This is a genomic window from Nocardia jinanensis, assembly GCF_014645735.1.
GTDB lineage: Bacteria > Actinomycetota > Actinomycetes > Mycobacteriales > Mycobacteriaceae > Nocardia > Nocardia jinanensis.
This window is the reverse complement of the sequence record NZ_BMMH01000002.1, coordinates 826,301-843,744: the sequence shown is the minus strand read 5'-3', so window position 1 is coordinate 843,744 and position 17,444 is coordinate 826,301. Positions and strand designations below refer to the sequence as shown.

Sequence of the window (17,444 nt, the reverse complement as noted above, 5' to 3'; positions counted from 1 at the left end):
CTCAGGCCGCTCCGAAGCGCGCACCGGAGATCGACTCCGATTCGCGCCCGTCCACGCCCACCGGCACATCACCGGCAAGGGTGATGCGGTGCAGTACACGGTCGTGCCCGAGATGCTCGACATCGCGGGGCGCCAGATGCAGCACAGCCCGGTTGTCCCAGAACGCGACACTGCCCGGCTCCCATTTGAACCGGACCGTGTATTCCGGGCGTGCCAGTTCCTCGAACAGCAGATCGAGCAGATGACGGCTCTCCCGTGGGGAGAGGTCGACGATCTGGCGAGTGAACGACGGATTCACGTAGAGCACCCGCTCACCGCTCTCGGGGTGGACGCGCACCACCGGATGGATCGAGGCCAGCGGATTGGTGCGCACGTGTTCGCCGATTTTCTCCGAGCTGCGTTCGGCGGCGAAATTCGCACCGAAGCGGTGTTCGGCGCGCAGACCATCGATCAGCGCGCGCAGCGGTGCGGACAGGCCCTGGTAGGCGGCGGCGACATTGGAGAACTGGGTATCGCCACCGAACGGCGGAACCACCTCGGCCCGCAGGATCGAATGCGACGGCGGATTGATCAGCGGTGTGACATCCGCGTGCCAGCCCGGACCGTTGGCGCCCTGCTTCTTCCGATAGCCGGCACCGTAACGCTGGTCGTAGGCGGCGGGTGAGACGGTGTGGATCTCGGGGAAACCCGCGGGCGCGGTATCGCCCTCGTACGGATGACCGGGTGTGACCTCACCGAACTGCTCACCGAACGCGATCTGCTGGGCGTGATCGAGCGTCTGCCCCCGGAAGAACACCACTTTCCACTGCAGCAACGCCCGGCGGATCGCCTCGATCTCGTTGCCGGCCAGCGGCGCGGACAGATTCACCCCGCTGATCAGGGCGCCCGTCCATCCGGACAGTGGTTCGATATGCACTCCGGCGTCAACGGCGGCGGTCATCGGAATCGGTACTCCTCGGTAGCGAGTCGATCGGCGCCACGGTGTACCGGCGGCGAACTGACGCACCGACTGTAAGCGGGTGCGATACCGATTCCACGGGTTTGATTCAGCGTGATGGGATCGCCGTCACAGCGACGGAATGCGTTCGAATCACTACGTATTCCCGGCTCTTCGGCGCTGCTGGACGGATGCGAACCAGCCGGGTACCGCGCTGGCTGGGGCACTATGACCTCATGGTGCGATCACTACGGGACACCGAAATCGCCGAGTTGCTGGACTCCGCCGTCATCGCTCGGCTGGCGACAATCGACGCGGACGGCTATCCGCATATCACGCCGATCTGGTTCCTCTGGACCGGTGGCGCGTTTCACCTCACCAGCTACAGCGGCCGGCCTCACCTCGCACGGATCCGGGCCGAACCGCGCGTCGGGCTCGTCGTGGATGTGGAGCACGAGCTGCGTGCCGACGGAGAACGGCCGAACCGTCAAGTGCGTGTCATCGGCGATGCCGGCCTCAGTGTCGACGCGGACAGGGCCTGGACCGAACGCATCCGGGACAAATACATCGATCGCACCGTCGCACCCCGTGCTACCGAACGGCATCCTGTCCGTGAGCGAATTCTGATCACGGTGACCCCACGCGCCCTCACCGCTGTCGCGAGTATCTGAACCGCCCGTCCGGCGGCATGCCACCGCATTCGGTGCGGGATCGGCCGGCAGCGATCCGGTACGGCAGCGAACGAGTGTCCCGCGTGCCGTCGCTCGGGAAGCCTCGACCACTTCTGACGACTGCGGGAACTTCCCCGCACGAGAGGATTTCGCGATGATCGCCAGTCCGCTGCAGAGTCCCGGCCTCGACCGGCCGGTAGCCGAATTGCAGCACCGCAGCGCCGACCAGATTTCGGCGATCACCACGTATTTCGCCGACCGGGCGGAACGGGGCGACGCCGCGGACCTCACCGACCTCGACACCGCGGCGGATACCTTCCTGGCCGATAAGCTCGTGGCACTCGAACACGGCAAGGCGATGCTGTGCCACCGGCTGTGCCTGGCCCTGCGCGCTCGCCGGATCGTCGAGGTCGGAACCTCCTACGGTGTGTCGACGCTCTACCTCGCCCAAGCGGTCCGGCTGGTCGCCGAGGCGGACGGCGGTACCGGCACGGTGATCGCCACCGAACAGGAACCCGCCAAGATCGCGGCGGCCCGGGAGAATTTCCGTGCCGCCGGACTCGCATCCTGTATCGACCTTCGCGAAGGCGACCTCCGTACCACCCTGCGCGATCTGGAGGCGCCGGTCGACCTCGCGCTCATCGATATCTGACCGGCCGTGGCACGGTCGGCCCTGGAGCTGATCACACCGAAGCTCCGCCGCGGTGGTGTGCTCCTCATCGACAACACCGAGTATCGGCCGGATATCTATCGCGACGCATTCGAATACATCGATGATCCGGCCAACGGCCTGCTCACCCGGACCCTGCCTTTCCGCGGCGGACTGGAGATGATCGTCAAAGCATGACACCGGAGCTCCCGGCTGCGACGTTGTCTCAGCGCGCGGCCGGATCGCGGAGCTCGGTGACGATATCGACCACGAGGTTGCACAGGACGAATACCGCGGCCGCGAAGATCGTGGTGCCGATGACCACCGGGAAATCGCCTTCCAGGGCGGAATTGATCGTTAGGCGGCCCACTCCGTCGAGCCCGAAGATCGTTTCGGTGACGATCGCGCCTCCCATGATCACCGCGAGTTCGAGCCCGCCGAGCGTGATCACCGGATTCAACGCCGACTTCAGTGCGTGGCGGTAGTACACCGCGTTCTCGGACACTCCCTTCGCCCGGGCCGTGCGGATGTAGTCGGCACCCAGCGTTTCCAGCATCGAACCTCGTACGACACGTTGGAACAGCCCGATTTCGGCGATGGCAAGGGTGAGCCACGGCAGCAGAAGATGCCGGGCCCACTCGAAAGGGTTGTCGGCGAACGGAACGTAACCACTGCTGGGGAACCAGTACAGCCCATAGGTGGACAGCTTGAAGAACAGGAAGTAGGACAGCAGCATTCCGGTCAGGAACGTCGGCAGCGACAGGGCGATATAGGCGGCGGTGGAGATCCCGCGGTCTGCTGCCGTACCAGGGCGGCGAGCCGCCGCGACCCCGAACACTATGGAGAGACTCGTCCAGATCACCAGCGCGCCGAGCGCGAGTGACACGGTGACGGGCACCTTGGACAGGATCAGCTCGGTGACCGGGGTCTGGCGACGGAACGAGTACCCGAGCCCCGGCGGCCACTGCGCGAGGCCCATGGGCGCGCCTTGGATATCGGGTCCGCGATACAGGTAATTCCCCAGTTGGACATACCAGGGCTCGTCGAGGCGGAGCGCACGGGAGACGGCGTCGACACTCTCCTGGGTCGCGTTGCGCGGCGCGAGCATGTTCGCCGGATCGCGGTAGGCCACGCGGGTGATGAAGAACGCCGCGACGAGGACGAGGATCAGGGTGGTGGCGGCACGCGCGGTGGCCGCCCCGATATTGCGGATCATGCTCACCGCCGCTTCGGATCGAGGATATTACGCAATCCGTCGGCGAAAGCGTTGCAGCCGAGCACGGTGACGAGCAGAGCGATCGCGGGCCCCAGCAGGAACCAGGGCTGGACCTGGTACAGCGAGGTCCGCTGCGCGTCGGCGATCATATTGCCCCAGCTCGGCGTCGGTGCCGCCACCCCGACCCCGAGGAAGGACAGGGTGGCCTCGGCGATGATGTTGACGGGAAGCTGCACCGCCCAATAGACCGCGATGACGGGGAACACGTTGGGCAGGATCTCCTTGAACACGATGTAACCGCGTGTGGCGCCCGCGGTGACCGCCGCGTCCACGAACGGACTGGACCGCAGTGTCAGTGTCATCCCGCGCACCAGCCGCGCGAAATAGGTCCACGAGAACGCGGAGATGATCAGGACGACGACGATGACGGGACTCACCACCGGCCGGCCGGACGCGTCTCGATTCAATACGAGCAGGCTCAGCGCGGTGACGACGAACGGGAAGGACAGCACCACGTTGACGATCTGACCGACGATCCGGTCGATAGTGCCGCCCGCGAATCCCGCGACGAGCCCGACAGCGGTACCGACGATCATCGACAGCGTCGTCGCGGGAATCCCGACGAAAAGCGAAGCCTGCGCGCCGTACAGCGTGCGAACCAGCACATCGCGTCCTTCGCCGTCGGCGCCGAGCCAGAACGTGGTGGAGGGGCCGATCGGGATACCGGCCTCGTCCAGTCCTTCGGCGCGGAACTGTGCGGTCGGGCCGTGCCCGACGAGGACAGCCACGAGGGGCGCCAGCACTGCGGTGAGGACCACCAGCGCTATCAGGGCGCCGCCGAACCGGACGGCGGGTTCACCTGACAGTGTGCGGAGCAGGGCATCCCGGGTCGGCCGGCCGGCGGGCGCCGTCCCCGCTCGGTCGGGAAACACTTCAGACATCGACGGCCTCCCGGCGCCGGCGGCCGGGTACCGATTCGAGCAGCAGGCGTGTGTAGTCGTGTCGCGGTGCGGCGAAGACCGTGCCGGTGGGGCCCTGCTCCACGATCACACCCTCCCGCAGGACCAGCACCCGATCGCATATCGCCGCGACCACACCGAGATCGTGGGATATGAACAGCAGCGAGGTGCCCGACTCGTCCCGCAGATTCCGTAGCAGCGCGAGGATATGGTCCTGGGTGGTGACATCGAGGGCGGAGGCAGGCTCGTCCGCGACCACCAACGCGGGCCCGAGCGCGACCGCTCTGGCTATAGCGACACGCTGCCGTTGCCCGCCCGACAGCTGCCCCGGATATCGGTGCAGGAAGTCCGCGGGCAGGCCCACCCGCGTGATCAGCGCCTCGGCTTCGTGCCGGGACTGCTCGCGCGGGTGACCGGCGAGTCGATAGGGCGCAGCCAGTATCTCGCTGATCCGCCGGCGCGGGTTGAGGCTGCCGTAGGGGTCCTGGAACACCACCTGGACCGAACGGCGCACCTCGGCATCGAGCTCGGCCCGGCCGGAGCCGGGCGTGATATAGGTCTTCGCGCCCAGCGATACCGTTCCGGCATCGGGTCTGTCGAGCCCCGCGACGATCCGGCCGATGGTGGATTTACCGGAGCCCGATTCGCCCACCAGCCCGACTATCTCCCCGGCGCCGATTTCGAAGTCGATACCGTTCAGGACCGGTGCGATGCCCAGTGATGCGCTGCGACGGAAAACTCCGCCGAGTAGCGGTGCCGCACGTGTGCGAAAGGACTTCGTGACTCCGGTGACGCGCAACAGCGCGGACCGCTCCTGGTTCGATCGTTCGGCGGACGGGCGCCCGAGGGTGCGGTGCGCGGCGAGAAGTGAGCGGGTGTAGGCGGACTTCGGTGCGGTGTAGACCGAACGCGCGGAATCTGCTTCGACGATCGCGCCGTCCCGCATGACGAGCACATCGTCGGCGATATCCGACACCACCGCGAGATCGTGGCTGACGAAGACGAGGGCGGTGCCGTGATCTCGTCGCAGACGCTCGAGTAGCGACAGGATCGAAGCCTGCACAGTCACGTCCAGGGCGGTCGTCGGTTCGTCGGCGATGACCAGACCCGGGTTGCACGCGATGGCGATCGCGATCATCACCCGCTGGCGCATACCGCCCGACAGGTGGACCGGATGATCATCGATACGGTCCGCGGCCCGGGGAATCTCGACTTCGTCCAGGAGTTCGAGGACGCGGGCCCGAAGCTGCGCTCGCTGGACGCGGCCGTGCGCGGTGATCGCTTCGCCGATCTGTCGTCCGATGGGTATCAGGGGGTGCAGATTGCTCTGCGGATCCTGGAAGACGAACCCGATCTCCTTCCCGCGGATCGACCGCAGATAAGCGCGATCGGCAGCGATCAGGTCGATACCCTGGTGCACGGCTCGCCCCCGGACCAGGGCATCCGGTCCGAGCAGACCGGTGGCGGCGAGCAGCGAGACGCTCTTACCGGAGCCCGATTCGCCGACGATCCCCAGCGTCCGGCCCGGCTCGACCGAGAACGACACCCCGCGTACCGCTTCGGCCTGTTCTCCTCGCTGCGAAAAGGAGACGGCCAGGTTCTCGACTGTCAGGACGGCCACCGCTATCGCCCGTCCCGCAGGGCGATATTGGTGTAGTCGGCCTGCGCGGGCAGCGACGCCCAGGTCCAGTTCGTGACGCGATCCGACGACAGTAGATTCTTACGCTTCTCGAAAAGCGGTATCCACGGCAGATCGCTCGATACGATCCGGTCGGCCGCGGCCCAGAGGGGGCCCGGGTCGTCGGACGGGAAAGCCCGCCGGGCCAGGTCGTTGAGTTGAGTGTTGCTGTAGCAGATCGCGTTGACGTTGCCCTTTCCGCACGGCGCCGCCTCGGAATTCAGCCAGCCGCCCAGCAGCATCCGCGTCGATCTGCCCTGCCAGTCCGGGGTGAACGAGCCGCTGAGCGAGACGTCGTAACGGCCGGTGGGATCTTGCAGGTACGACTGATATTCGGTACCCGGCAGCGAGATGAGGTTGAGCGTGATCCCGGCCGCGGCAAGGTCTTCCTTCAGGGTCACCGCGATACTCTCGAACTGTGCGGTGGATCGATACACCGCGTCGAGCGTGATGCCGTTCGGATATCCGGCTTCGGCCAGCAGCCGCCGCGCTCGGTCCGGATCCCCGGCGCCGTCCGGCGTCGAATACGGGTCGAACGGTTCGTGCCCGAGCAGAGTCGAGGTGACGATCTGCCCGTTCGGCTTCGCCGCGATCGGCCCACCCTGGCCCTGAACGAGATTCTTCTTGTTCACACCGTAGGCGAGGGCCTGGCGCACCCTGGGATCACGCAGGGCGGTCGCACCCGGCGATATCGCCTCCGGTTTGGCGTTGAGCACGATGAAGTTCGCCGCACCGCTGTCGGAGGTGTGCAGGTGGGGATTGTTCGTCGAACTGTACTGCTGCAGTGTCGCGCGCGGCGGTACGTCCAGGTAGAGGGTGAGGTCGGCCTCCCCGGCCTGCACCTTCTGCACGACGGCATTTTCGCTGTTGGCGGTGAAGTCGATCGCGATCTCGTCGACGTAGGCCTTCCGGGCGGGGTCGAGATCGTGGTTGTATCCGTCGACCTTCTTCAGCACCAACTGCCGACCCGGCTGGTAGGTACCGACCCGATACGGACCGGAGGAGGCGAAATTCTGCCGGAACTCGAGCGAGTCACCGTAGTAGCGGGAGGCGACTTCCTCGGGGAGCGGTGTCACGAAGTTCATCGCGAGGATATCGAGGAAGTCGTAGGTCTTCGCGGGCGTGCGGATGACGAGGGTTTTGTCGTCCGGCGCGGTGATACCGGAGATCTCGTGGTTGTCGATGAAGGCTTTGGACGCGGCGAGGTCCCCGGGTGGCACCTTCGCGAATTCGTCGCAGTATTCGGTGAATCCCACGAACACCGAATGGAAATAGTTGACCGCGGCCACCTGCTTGTTCGGATCGCAGAAGCGTTCTATCGCGTAGACGAAATCCCGGGCGACGATTTCACGGGTGGCGGCGCCGGAGTAGGTGATGCCGTCCCGCAGATGAAAGGTGTAGGTGGTGCCGTCGGCACTCACATCCCAGGATTCGGCCAGGTCGGGAGTCAGCTGGGTATCGTCGCGGAGCTCGCCGGTGGAGCCGGGGAAGGTGACGAGCTGCCGGGTGATGGCACGCTGGACCGCCCAGGCGTTCGTGTCGTATCCGGTGAGGGGGTCCAGCGAATCCATATCGGCGGCCAGCGAAGCCACCCGCAGGGTCCCGCCCGCGGTGATGTCGCCGGTATCGGATGCCCGGTTCACCGGCGCGCCGCCGGAGCAACCGGCGACGAGGGTAGTGGCCGCGACCAGGGCGGCCGCCACGAGACCGTATCGCCCGGCGCGGGACGTTTGAGCAGTCGTCACTGTTTTCCCCTGTTGCTCTCGGGTGCGGTGGATGAGCCGTCGACGCCGTAGTCGAATCGGCGTATCGGCTCATCGCCCGCCGCCCCGCCCGCGTAGCTCACGGGCCAACTCTGATCCCCATTCGGCCGCGGCTGAAGGATTACTTTGTCGCAGAATTTAAAGAGGGCGTTCGTGACTCGTCCGGGTTGTTTCGTCAGCGGCCTCCGGCAAGTATCGGGACCAGGCGAGCGAGTCCGTCGGCCCCGTAGCCCGCCTCCAGTGCCCGTCGGAAGACATCGCCCGAGGCATCGAGCACGCCGGTGTCTATTCCGTGGCGCGCGATCACCGCACGGAGGGTGGTGAACGCTTCGTAGGCCGACGAGATGGAGGTGTCGTCGGCGGGGTAGTGGCCGGCTTCGACCTGTGCGGCGGTTTGCGCCATCATCGCGGGCAGCAGCGCGAGCACAGCGGGTGTGAACGGGACGAGTTCGCTGCCCTGGATCCCCTCGGCCCCGGCGAGTGCGAGGCCGAGGGACACACCGAAGAGCGACAGCCAGAACACCGATACCAGCGCGGCGTCGAACGCGGCGGCCCGCCCGTAATCCGCGCCCAGGTGGATTCCCTGCGCGGAGAGCGCCTGCAAGGCCGGTTCGGCAGTGCGATAACCGGTTTCGGAGCCCGAGTACAGCAGGAGCGCGTCCGGTGTGCCGATACCCTGCGGAACGGCCATGACGGCGCCGTCCACGTATTCGGCGCCACGGCGCGTGGCCCATTCGGCGCGCATTCTCGACTGCTCCGGGCTCGAGGAGGTGAGGTTCACCAGCACCCGTCCGCGCAGCGCCGGGCCCGCGGCATCCAACGCCGCTTCCACCGCCGCGTCGTCGAGCAACGAGACGACGACCAGGGGAGCGGCCGCGATCGCCGCGGCCACCGAGGGCGCGTTTTCCGCGCCGAGTCCGACCAGCGCATCGGCCTTCGCCGCCGTGCGGTTCCACACCGTCGTCGGATGCCCCGCTGCCAGGAACGCTTTCGCGATCGCCGAACCCATGAGTCCCAGCCCCAGGACCGTAACGGGCGTATGTGATCGACCGGACATGCTGTGCCTCCTGATTGTTTGAAGCTTATCCAACAATGATTGTTGTATGATCATCAAACTGTCAAGGGTGAACAGGAGGTCCGATCGTGCCCGCCGAGTTGTCGCACCCGGATACCGCCGACCTCGAGCTGGCGGCGGTGATGCACGCGCTGTCCGATCCGATCCGTTTGCAGCTGGTGGCCTGCCTGGCTTGCGACGCGGAGGAGAACTGCGGCGATCTCAGCCAGAACATCGACCTGCACAAGTCCACGCTCTCCCATCACTACCGGGTGCTGCGCGACGCGGGGATCACCCGGACGACGGTCGTCGGCCGCACCCGGGTGATGAGCCTGCGTTACGCGGATCTACAGGCCCGGTTCCCGGGGCTGTTGGACGTGGTTTTCCGCGCCCTGGCCGAGATGGTCGAGGACGACGCGAAGTGGAGGGGTTCGCCCGGCGACCGGGCGAAATTGCTCGTGGCGCTGAAGCGGTCCGTGGGCTCGCGCTGACCGGGCGGAACGCGGTCACGAGCTATCGATATCGGCATAGATCGCGGTATGGTCCGAGGCCGGGCCGTCGTCCACACGCGAGCGGATATCGCGTATCTCGGCTGCCGCATATTTCGGGTTTTCGACCGCCTTCTTCGGGTTCGGGGCACAGTCGGACCGCGTGATCGTCGGCCGGAGGGTCGCAGCGCGATACTCCTCGGGCGAGCGTCCGGTGACCTCCGGACCAGTCGAAAGGAATGTTCGTGTCGATCACCCTTCCCGCTTTCCCCGCTGTCAACGAGAATCCACTCGATACGTGCGTCCGGCTGCGTGATATCGCACCCGTGGTCGAGGTGGAATTTCCCGGCGGAGTGCCCGGTTACCTCGCCCTGACCTATGAGGCCGTTCGCGAGATCCTCGCCGGTGACAACACCACATTCGCCCGGGACCCCCGGCACTGGCCCGCCCTGCACAACGGAGCCATCCCCCAGGACTGGCCGTTGCGCGCCGTGGTCCAGGGTGACCACCTGTCGACCAAGGACGGTAGCGACCACCGGCGGCTGCGCGGTCTGATCGGGAAGGCGTTCACGCCGGGCCGGGTGCTGGCGCTGGAGTCGCGTATCCAGGCGATCATCGATGAACTGCTCGACGAGGTGGTGGCCGCCGGTGACGGGGTCGATCTCGTGCCCACGTTCACCGAAGCCTTGCCGATGGCGGTGATCTGTGAACTGTTCGGTATACCCGATCAGGACCGGAGCCGATTGCGCGGTTGGACGGCAACCCTGCTGGCGCACAACACGTCTCCGGAGCAGGCGTTCGCGACACAGAACGGACTCCAGACCTATCTGTACGAACTGGTCGAGCGGAAGGGACGTACGCCGGGTGACGACCTCACCTCCGGTCTGGTGCAGGCGCGGGACGTGGATGACAAGCTCACCACCGAGGAATTGGTGGCGGTTCTGTGGATCATGCTCGTCGCCGGTCACGAGACCACCGTCCATATGCTGGGTTACGCGATACTCGCGCTGGCCCAACATCCCGACCAGCTGCGCTCGGCGAAAGCGGACGACCTCTGGGCCGGTGTCGTCGAGGAGACCGTGCGCTACCGCCATTCGGTGATGATGACCAGTTGGCGGTTCACGCTGACAGATGTGAACATTGCGGGTGTGGCGATTCCGAAGGGCAACGCGGTAGGCGTGGTCTACCAGGCATGCGGCATCGACCCGGCGGAATACGGTGATACCGCCGATCGGTTCGATATCACCCGCGAACAGCGGTCCGGGCATCTGGGTTTCGGGCACGGACCGCGATACTGCATCGGGGCCGGGCTCGCGCGGCTCGAAGGCCGGTTGGCGCTGGCGTCGCTGTATCGGCGGCTGCCGGATCTGCGACTCGCCATCGACCCGGATGCGGTCCCCTACACACCGTCGTTCTTCACGATCGGGCCGCTGTCCATTCCGATCTCGCTCGGCGAGGCCCGATAACAGCCGACCGGCCGGCCGGTACCGCCGGAGCCATCTTGTAGGACGGGCACTGTGGAGTTCTATAGCGTGACCGCGCGGAGTTCGGCGTCGTGGACCACGATCGCCGACGGTCTGATGCCGATGGATCACGACTACCACGAGTCCGACCGGTGGAGCGCGACGATGTCGGTGCAGGAGAGCGCCGACTACCGGCTGCTGCGCTGGGATCAACGAGGAGCACGGACCTCACGCCGGACCCGGCCGCATATCCGCCGGGTCGCGGGCGACGATTTCTACTGGGTGGTGGTCCCCGAACAGGGGACCTATACGGTCCGGTACCGCGACGGCGGTGTGACCAGCGCAGACCCCGGCCGAGGTGCCGTCACTGTGCTCGATACGGTGTGCCACCTTCACATTCCGCGTTCATCTGCCTACGCCTTCCAGGTCCCTCGCGATGAAATAGAGGGGCGGACGGGGTCTTTCGGTACCCATGCCGCGGAGCTGAATCTGTCGTCCGGCCTCGGCCGGATCACCCGGACGCTCATCCGCAGCACGCATGCGGAGCAGGCGGCATTGTCGGGGCGCGAGTTCGACGCGGTATGTCATCGCATCGGAGAGCTGCTGTGCATGCTTTCGGTCGGCGAGGTGAGTCCGCAGCTGGGCCAGCACGGCGAGGTGATCGAACAGGTCCGGCGATATCTGCGTACCCATATCGGCCACCGGGATATCCGGTTGCCCGCTGTCGCCGCCGCGCTGGGCTGGTCCCCCCGGCAGGTGCGTGCCATCTTGCACCGCGGTGGGACCACTTTCCGCGATCTGCGGCGTGCCGAAGCCCTGCGAGCCGCGTGCGCGTTCCTCGAGGATCCCGCCTACGCCGCCGTGCCGATCGGTGATCTGGCCGCCCGGTGCGGTTTGAACGCGGCGTGGTTCTCCACCGCGTTCAAGGAAGCCATGGGGGAGACGCCCCGGGAGTTCCGGCAGCGCCGGCGCGGCGAACTCGCCGCCCGGACGATCGGTGACGGGGCTCGACGATCGGCGATCGACCCGGCCGCTGTTTGCCTTCCGGTATCGGTTGCCGCCGGTGAAAACCGCGATCACCTCGCCGACCCGAACCGGCCCGACCTCGGCGTTTAGCGGTGCCCCGACCGGGGGTACACCGCGGGGATGACACGAACGCTCTCGTCGACCAAACTTGAAGGGTTTGGATCATGCGGGAGGAGAGTCGTCGTGGCTTCTCGATACACATCGGCGCTCGAGCGGAACATCGCGGATATGCGCGTACAACACGAGATCTGGGTACGTACGGAAAAACCCTGGTCGCTACGGGAACTGTTCAGTACGCCCGACTGCGATATCGCAGACTACAGCAAAGAGTTCAGACCGAGCGAATTCGGCGAGCAGGTCTGTGCGGACGTGGAGGAATATTGTCGCGCCCAGGGGATCTGGCTGGAGCCGGGCGGCGCGCACTACAACAGCATGACGCCGTATCTGCACCCGGGCCCGGTCAGCGTGGAACGGTTGACCGCAATCGGCTTGTTCAACGCGATCCTGTTCTGGCTCAACGACACTGTGGGCCGGGAGAAGTTCGGACACCTGCCGGAAGACGAACAGCGCCGGGCACGCACCGAACTCGACCGCCTCTGCGGCCTGCTCGAATCGCGCACCGCACCGGAGAATCCCTCTCCGATAGAAAAGGCGACGGTCGATTTCCTGTCCCGGCTGCACGCGCAGGACGCGGATCCGGAGTGGCTCGACCGGTTCCTGGAGTCGACCGTCGAGCATCTGCGCACCGCGATCCGGGATCAGAACGCCCGGTCTCGCCGTGACCTCCTGACCACGGCCGAATACATCGATCTCCGGGCGCAGGTGTCGGGTATGTACCCGGCTATCGCCCTGTGCGAATTCGGCCGGGACAGCTATCTCGGCCGGGAGTGGTCCGCCGCCGCGGGGCTCGTGGACGATCTGCGCCGATTACGGGTGGTCACCGCCGAGATCGGGGCGTTGATGAACGATATGTTCTCCTTCGAGAAGGAGTGCATCGCGGACCGCTCCGATTTCAACCTGATATCGGTGTGCTTTCTGAACAGCCCGGGCGCAACACTCGCCGACGCCGTGCGTGTCGCGGCCGGACTGATCCGTGACAGGCTCACCGAATTCCGCGGGCTGCACGCCGCGCTCGCCGCGCGCTGCGCCGAACCGGATATCCTGGACAGCGGCCCGGCGTCGCCGATCCTGACACATCTCGACGATCTCGAGGGCTGTGTCCAGGCCACCTGGGTGTGGCAACTGATGACTACCCGGTACAAGGGCGGCGGTATTTTCGCGGAGAACAACCACCATCCGAGTGGAGAAGGCCCGGTCCGATGAGGAAGGATGGTCATTCGTCGGGGTGGCGGCGCTCGGCATGGGGTGACGCAGAGCTGCGTCGGTGTCGGGGCAGCGGATGAACGAAGGGGCGTGATGGACGGGTCGGGGCACGACGAACTGGTCCGCTCGTGGTCTCGGGCACTACGGGCGACCGGCGAACCCGCACCGTCCGGATCGGATATCGATCAGCTCCTGCATTGGCTGGTGCACGATCTGGCCGGAGCTCTCACCGCGACACCGTTCGACCCCACCGCGGGTGCGCGGGCCGGTGCGGCTCTGGCCACTGTGGATGTGGACATGGACTACGCGCTGGAGGTCTCGGCGCCGATTCTGTGGAGTCTCGTCGGGCCGGAAGCCGATCCCGGCGCCGTGACGCGAATGTCGATTCTGCTCACCAAGCTGGGCGAGGGTTTCGGAGCGCACCGGCAGCTACGATTCGCCGCCCACAGTACGGGAGAGGCCCAGTCCACTCGGCAATCGGACCAGCGTTATCGGGTGGTGTTCGAGAACGCGGCGGTGGCCATCGCCGTTGGCGACACCAACGGTGTCCTACTTGATGTCAACCAGAAGCTCGCCGATATGATCGGCGTCCCGATCGACGAACTACGCGGTATCTCGGTCTACGAATTCGCCCACCCCGAGGATCGGGAGCGGATCCGCAAACTGGTCTACGAAAAGCTGGTGCCCAACCGCCGGGGGACGGTGAAACTGGAACAGCAGATCGGACGTGCCGACGGCAGCTACGGGTGGGCTAGCTTCTCCATCACCTTCGTCGTGGGTGGAGAGGGTCATCCGAACTATCTCTTGGCGGTAGGGGAGGACGTCACCGAACAGCACCGGATGCGCCAGGAACTCCACCGGCAGGCCCGGCACGACCCGCTCACCGGCCTGCCCAACCGCCGCCAGTTACTGGAGCGGCTCGATACCGTGATGGCCGAGGCGAACGGTCACGAACAAATCGGATTGTGCTTCGTGGATCTGGACCGGTTCAAACATATCAACGATCGTTACGGCCACGGCACGGGCGATCGGGTGCTCACCGCCGTCGCCGGACGTCTGCTCGAGAGTGTGCAGGATCTGGACTGCCTGGTGGCCCGGATCGGTGGCGACGAATTCGTCGCGCTGGTACCGCCGCCGGTCGACGCCTGGAAGATAAGCCGAGTGGCGGACAACCTACTGGGCGCACTGACCGATCCGGTGACGACCAACAGTCACCGGGTGCAGGTTTCGGCCAGCATCGGGGCCGTGCTGACCACTGTGCAGAGCGGGCAGGCCGAAACTCTGATCGATGCCGCCGACACTGGTCTGTATCGCGCCAAGAAGAACGGCAAATCGCAGTGGGTGCTGCATATGCTCGCCGACGACGCGGATTCCGATCCCGATCGACTGAACCGCTATATCTCCACCGAGGCTCCGCCGGATTCGTGATTTCCCCACCCGGCCGGCGCGGACGCGGCGACCGGCGGTCTTCGCCACTCGTTGGACAGCGAAGTACCCCGACCCCTCGGTCTCAGATGCGGCCGCGCGCGGGCCGCCGGGAAGAACCCGCGTACTCGGACGCACGACGGCTCTCCAGCCATACGCTCACCGCCACCGATACCCACGCGGCGGCGGCCGCCATCCCGGGTAGTACGAGCATGAGCGTGAGGAACGAAAGAAAAGAAGACACCGGCCCTCCCGAGGCACGCGATAACGAACTGTTGTGCCGGTGCGCCACACCGCGGCACCGTCGTATCGGGACTTACCCACCTTCGGGCGTTGAAACCGGTGGGTGTCCCCCGGCGCGCGTGACGGCCCGCACGTGGGGCCTTTCCGGTTTCGTCATCCGGGCCGGGGCACTCTCGGGCCGCGCCGTTCAGCCCATCCTCGGGTCCGAACGGCACCGGGTCTGCGAGTTCCGGGCGCACCGCGCGTTCTCCGATCGGCCCGAGATGATTCGATGACATATGCGGACTCGCTTCCACGAGGAACTCGAACAGCTGACCGGGATGCTCGAGCAGATGTGCCTACGGGACGAGACCGCGATCGCCACCGCCACCCGGGCCCTGCTCGAGACCGATATCGAGCAGGCCGAACACGCGATCGACCTGTGCGCCCACGTCGAGGCGATGGGACAGGATGCCGAGGACGCCGCGGTGATGTTGCTGGCTCTGCAGGCTCCGGTCGCCTCCGAACTGCGGCGAGTCGTGACCGCGTTGCAGCTGTCGGCCAACCTCGCACGTATGGGCGGGCTGTGTGCTCATATCGCCGGGCTGGTGCGCCGCCGCCACCCCCACCCGGTCATGCCCGATCCGCTGCGGGAAACGGTGTCCCGGATGGGCGCGGCCGCGGTATCGATGGCCGCCTCGGCCGCGCAGGTCCTGGCGACCGGCGATGCCGAAGCCGCGGCCGCGCTCGAAGGCCGTGACGACGTGATGGACCAGCTGCACCGCGATCTGCTCAATCACATCCTCGGCCCCGAATACACCGGCGGCACCACCACCGCGGTCGATCTCGCCCTACTGGGCCGCTACTACGAGCGCTTCGCCGACCACACGGTCGAAGTCGGTCGCCGCACGCTGTTCACGACCACCGGTAGCACCGAACCCGAGTGACCTTCCGGTGGGTCGGACACCAGGGCGGTTGGCATCCTCTCGCGGTCGCGGGCCGCGTGCCGGGGTAGGAACAACGCGGCGACGATGATCACCGCAGTGAGTGCGAAGGCGACCGCGACGCGGCTCCCTTCCCGAGGCTTTGCCGGCTGTACAGGGCCGGCCGTCGGTTCCGGGAGGGGCCGGAAACGCGGCAAACCACAGCGCACAGAACACGGTCACCAGCGCGACCAGCGGCAAGAAGAGGGTCCGGCCGGCGGGTGCTGCGGACCGCGTCGGTGAAGAACTGGTCGAACTCGGCGACCCGGATCGGCTGTTCCACGGTGGGCAGGGTGCACGAATCGGGCCCCCAGTAGCTCTGAGCTGGATATGTCCATCATGGCCCCCATTTCTGGACGCTGGGATGTGGGTGGGGTTCATCCTCGGCGGGTGAGGTGACCGGCGTCGGCTGAAGGTGATTGTTGTGGATCAGTCACTCGCGGAAAGGGCGGGATATGGCGACCTATGGGGCCGATGCGGGCGGTTCGTCGGTGAAGCGGGGTGTGGCCGCGGTGACGTCGATCGCGGCGGCGGTGTTGCTGCTGGCGGCGGGGGTGCTGTCGATTCTGGCCGGTATCTCCGCGGTGGCGGCCGATGAGATGTTCGTCGAGGGGCCGGATTACATCCTGCAGTTCTCGACGACGACCTGGGGTTGGGTCCATATCGTGTTGGGTGTGCTGCTGGCGGTCGCGGCGATCGCTTTGATGACCGGTGCGTTCTGGGCCCGGGTCACGGCGGTGTTGTTGGCGGGGTTGTCCATCGTCGCGAATTTTCTGTGGATCCCGTATTACCCGTGGTGGTCGATGGTGGTCATCGCTGTCGATGTGGTGGTGATCTGGGCGGTGTCGGCGTGGCGGCCGCAGCAGATGTGATCCGGGCACGGTGGGCTCACCCGCCGCGGGTGAGCCCACCGTGCCCGCCGCGGACCTAGCGTTCGTAGCGGCAGTTCGCCACCGACGAGGGGAGACCGATATGGCTGGGACGTTGACCGTGTGGAAGTTCCCCAGCGAGACCGGCGCCGATACTGCGGTGTCCACGTTGGAGGACCTGCAGCGCCGGGAGCTGATCACCGTGCAGGACGCCGCGGTGGTGAGCTGGCCTGCGAGCGCGAAGAAACCGAAGACCCGCCAGCTGCACAGCCTCGCCGGTATCGGTGCGCTGGGTGGGGCGTTCTGGGGGTTGTTGTTCGGTCTGCTGTTCTTCATCCCGTTGATCGGGGCCGCGGTCGGGGCGGGTCTGGGCGCGATGTCGGGGTCGATGGCCGATATCGGGATCGACGACGATTTCATCAAGGAGGTGCGCGACAAGCTCACCCCGGGTACCTCGGCGCTGTTCGCGCTGACCTCCGATGCCACCCTGGACCGGATCCACGACGCCTTCCAGGGGCAATCCGCCGAGCTGGTCTCGACCAATCTGTCTCATGAGCAGGAAGCCAAGCTGCGCGAGGTCTTCGCCGACTGACGGCGACAGCGCACGGCTCCTTTCCGACGGGAGTGGTTGTGAACGCATATCCACCGATCGCCGAGCACGGGATCGTCGGTGATCTGCAGACTGCGGCGCTGATCTCGTCGACGGGCACGATCGACT

Annotated in this window: 18 protein-coding genes and 1 pseudogene; 12 read left to right on the top strand and 7 right to left on the bottom strand. The window is 66.3% G+C overall.

Going from position 1 to position 17,444, the window contains the following annotated elements:
- Position 1: 1 nt before the first annotated feature.
- The gene (locus tag IEY68_RS08375; protein ID WP_062996418.1) at positions 2-940 is read right to left on the bottom strand and encodes a TauD/TfdA dioxygenase family protein; all 939 of its coding nucleotides are present in this window, start codon (positions 938-940) and stop codon (positions 2-4) included.
- A gap of 188 nt (positions 941-1,128) precedes the next feature.
- Between IEY68_RS08375 and IEY68_RS08370 the strand changes: the two genes are divergently transcribed.
- From IEY68_RS08370 to IEY68_RS08360, 3 genes are all read left to right on the top strand, one after another.
- Complete coding sequence (locus IEY68_RS08370) at positions 1,129-1,608, top strand: pyridoxamine 5'-phosphate oxidase family protein (RefSeq protein WP_062996420.1); 480 nt, start codon at positions 1,129-1,131, stop codon at positions 1,606-1,608.
- A 154-nt stretch (positions 1,609-1,762) separates the two neighbouring features.
- Positions 1,763-2,260: an O-methyltransferase gene (locus IEY68_RS08365; protein WP_062996422.1), complete on the top strand. Its 498-nt coding sequence runs from the start codon at positions 1,763-1,765 to the stop codon at positions 2,258-2,260.
- A gap of 6 nt (positions 2,261-2,266) precedes the next feature.
- A complete protein-coding gene (locus tag IEY68_RS08360) occupies positions 2,267-2,455 on the top strand; it encodes an O-methyltransferase (protein ID WP_062996424.1) in 189 nt (62 codons plus the stop codon).
- 28 nt (positions 2,456-2,483) lie between these two features.
- Here IEY68_RS08360 and IEY68_RS08355 read toward each other — a convergent pair whose 3' ends face one another.
- The 5 genes from IEY68_RS08355 to IEY68_RS08335 all read right to left on the bottom strand — a co-directional run bounded on the left by IEY68_RS08355 (position 2,484) and on the right by IEY68_RS08335 (position 8,930).
- Entirely contained in the window at positions 2,484-3,473 is a 990-nt protein-coding gene (locus tag IEY68_RS08355; RefSeq protein ID WP_062996426.1) for an ABC transporter permease, read from the bottom strand.
- A gap of 2 nt (positions 3,474-3,475) precedes the next feature.
- The gene (locus IEY68_RS08350; RefSeq protein WP_062996428.1) at positions 3,476-4,414 is read right to left on the bottom strand and encodes an ABC transporter permease; all 939 of its coding nucleotides are present in this window, start codon (positions 4,412-4,414) and stop codon (positions 3,476-3,478) included.
- Entirely contained in the window at positions 4,407-6,053 is a 1,647-nt protein-coding gene (locus tag IEY68_RS08345; protein ID WP_062996430.1) for a dipeptide ABC transporter ATP-binding protein, read from the bottom strand. The genes IEY68_RS08350 and IEY68_RS08345 overlap by 8 nt, the downstream gene beginning before the upstream one ends.
- A 2-nt stretch (positions 6,054-6,055) precedes the next feature.
- A complete protein-coding gene (locus IEY68_RS08340; RefSeq protein ID WP_062996432.1) occupies positions 6,056-7,855 on the bottom strand; it encodes an ABC transporter substrate-binding protein in 1,800 nt (599 codons plus the stop codon).
- A gap of 193 nt (positions 7,856-8,048) precedes the next feature.
- Positions 8,049-8,930 (bottom strand): NAD(P)-dependent oxidoreductase, encoded by an 882-nt coding sequence (locus tag IEY68_RS08335; protein WP_062996434.1) that lies wholly within the window; start codon positions 8,928-8,930, stop codon positions 8,049-8,051.
- A gap of 86 nt (positions 8,931-9,016) precedes the next feature.
- Here IEY68_RS08335 and IEY68_RS08330 point away from each other — a divergent pair, with 86 nt between their 5' ends.
- The 5 genes from IEY68_RS08330 (at position 9,017) to IEY68_RS08310 (ending at position 14,655) form a co-directional block, all read left to right on the top strand.
- Positions 9,017-9,418, top strand: a complete 402-nt coding sequence (locus IEY68_RS08330) for an ArsR/SmtB family transcription factor (protein ID WP_063916200.1) — start codon at positions 9,017-9,019, stop codon at positions 9,416-9,418.
- Between the two features lie 242 nt (positions 9,419-9,660).
- Positions 9,661-10,881: a cytochrome P450 family protein gene (locus IEY68_RS08325; protein WP_189094131.1), complete on the top strand. Its 1,221-nt coding sequence runs from the start codon at positions 9,661-9,663 to the stop codon at positions 10,879-10,881.
- A gap of 51 nt (positions 10,882-10,932) precedes the next feature.
- Positions 10,933-11,994, top strand: a complete 1,062-nt coding sequence (locus IEY68_RS08320; protein WP_062996438.1) for an AraC family transcriptional regulator — start codon at positions 10,933-10,935, stop codon at positions 11,992-11,994.
- Between the two features lie 93 nt (positions 11,995-12,087).
- Complete coding sequence (locus IEY68_RS08315; protein WP_229718667.1) at positions 12,088-13,227, top strand: terpene synthase family protein; 1,140 nt, start codon at positions 12,088-12,090, stop codon at positions 13,225-13,227.
- A 93-nt stretch (positions 13,228-13,320) separates the two neighbouring features.
- Positions 13,321-14,655: a diguanylate cyclase domain-containing protein gene (locus IEY68_RS08310; RefSeq protein ID WP_062996442.1), complete on the top strand. Its 1,335-nt coding sequence runs from the start codon at positions 13,321-13,323 to the stop codon at positions 14,653-14,655.
- Between the two features lie 82 nt (positions 14,656-14,737).
- Here the strand turns inward: IEY68_RS08310 and IEY68_RS08305 are convergent, their stop codons facing one another.
- Positions 14,738-14,896: a hypothetical protein gene (locus IEY68_RS08305; protein ID WP_189094130.1), complete on the bottom strand. Its 159-nt coding sequence runs from the start codon at positions 14,894-14,896 to the stop codon at positions 14,738-14,740.
- Positions 14,897-15,173: 277 nt separating this feature from the next.
- Between IEY68_RS08305 and phoU the strand changes: the two genes are divergently transcribed.
- From phoU to IEY68_RS37040, 4 genes and pseudogenes are all read left to right on the top strand, one after another.
- Positions 15,174-15,821: a phosphate signaling complex protein PhoU gene (gene phoU, locus IEY68_RS08300; protein ID WP_062996444.1), complete on the top strand. Its 648-nt coding sequence runs from the start codon at positions 15,174-15,176 to the stop codon at positions 15,819-15,821.
- A gap of 491 nt (positions 15,822-16,312) precedes the next feature.
- Positions 16,313-16,729 (top strand): DUF7144 family membrane protein, encoded by a 417-nt coding sequence (locus IEY68_RS08295; protein ID WP_062996446.1) that lies wholly within the window; start codon positions 16,313-16,315, stop codon positions 16,727-16,729.
- Between the two features lie 100 nt (positions 16,730-16,829).
- Positions 16,830-17,318, top strand: coding sequence for a DUF1269 domain-containing protein (locus tag IEY68_RS08290; RefSeq protein ID WP_062996448.1), 489 nt, complete (start codon positions 16,830-16,832; stop codon positions 17,316-17,318).
- A gap of 32 nt (positions 17,319-17,350) precedes the next feature.
- Positions 17,351-17,443, top strand: a pseudogene (locus IEY68_RS37040) (hypothetical protein); the annotation flags it as partial.
- Position 17,444 lies beyond the last annotated feature (1 nt).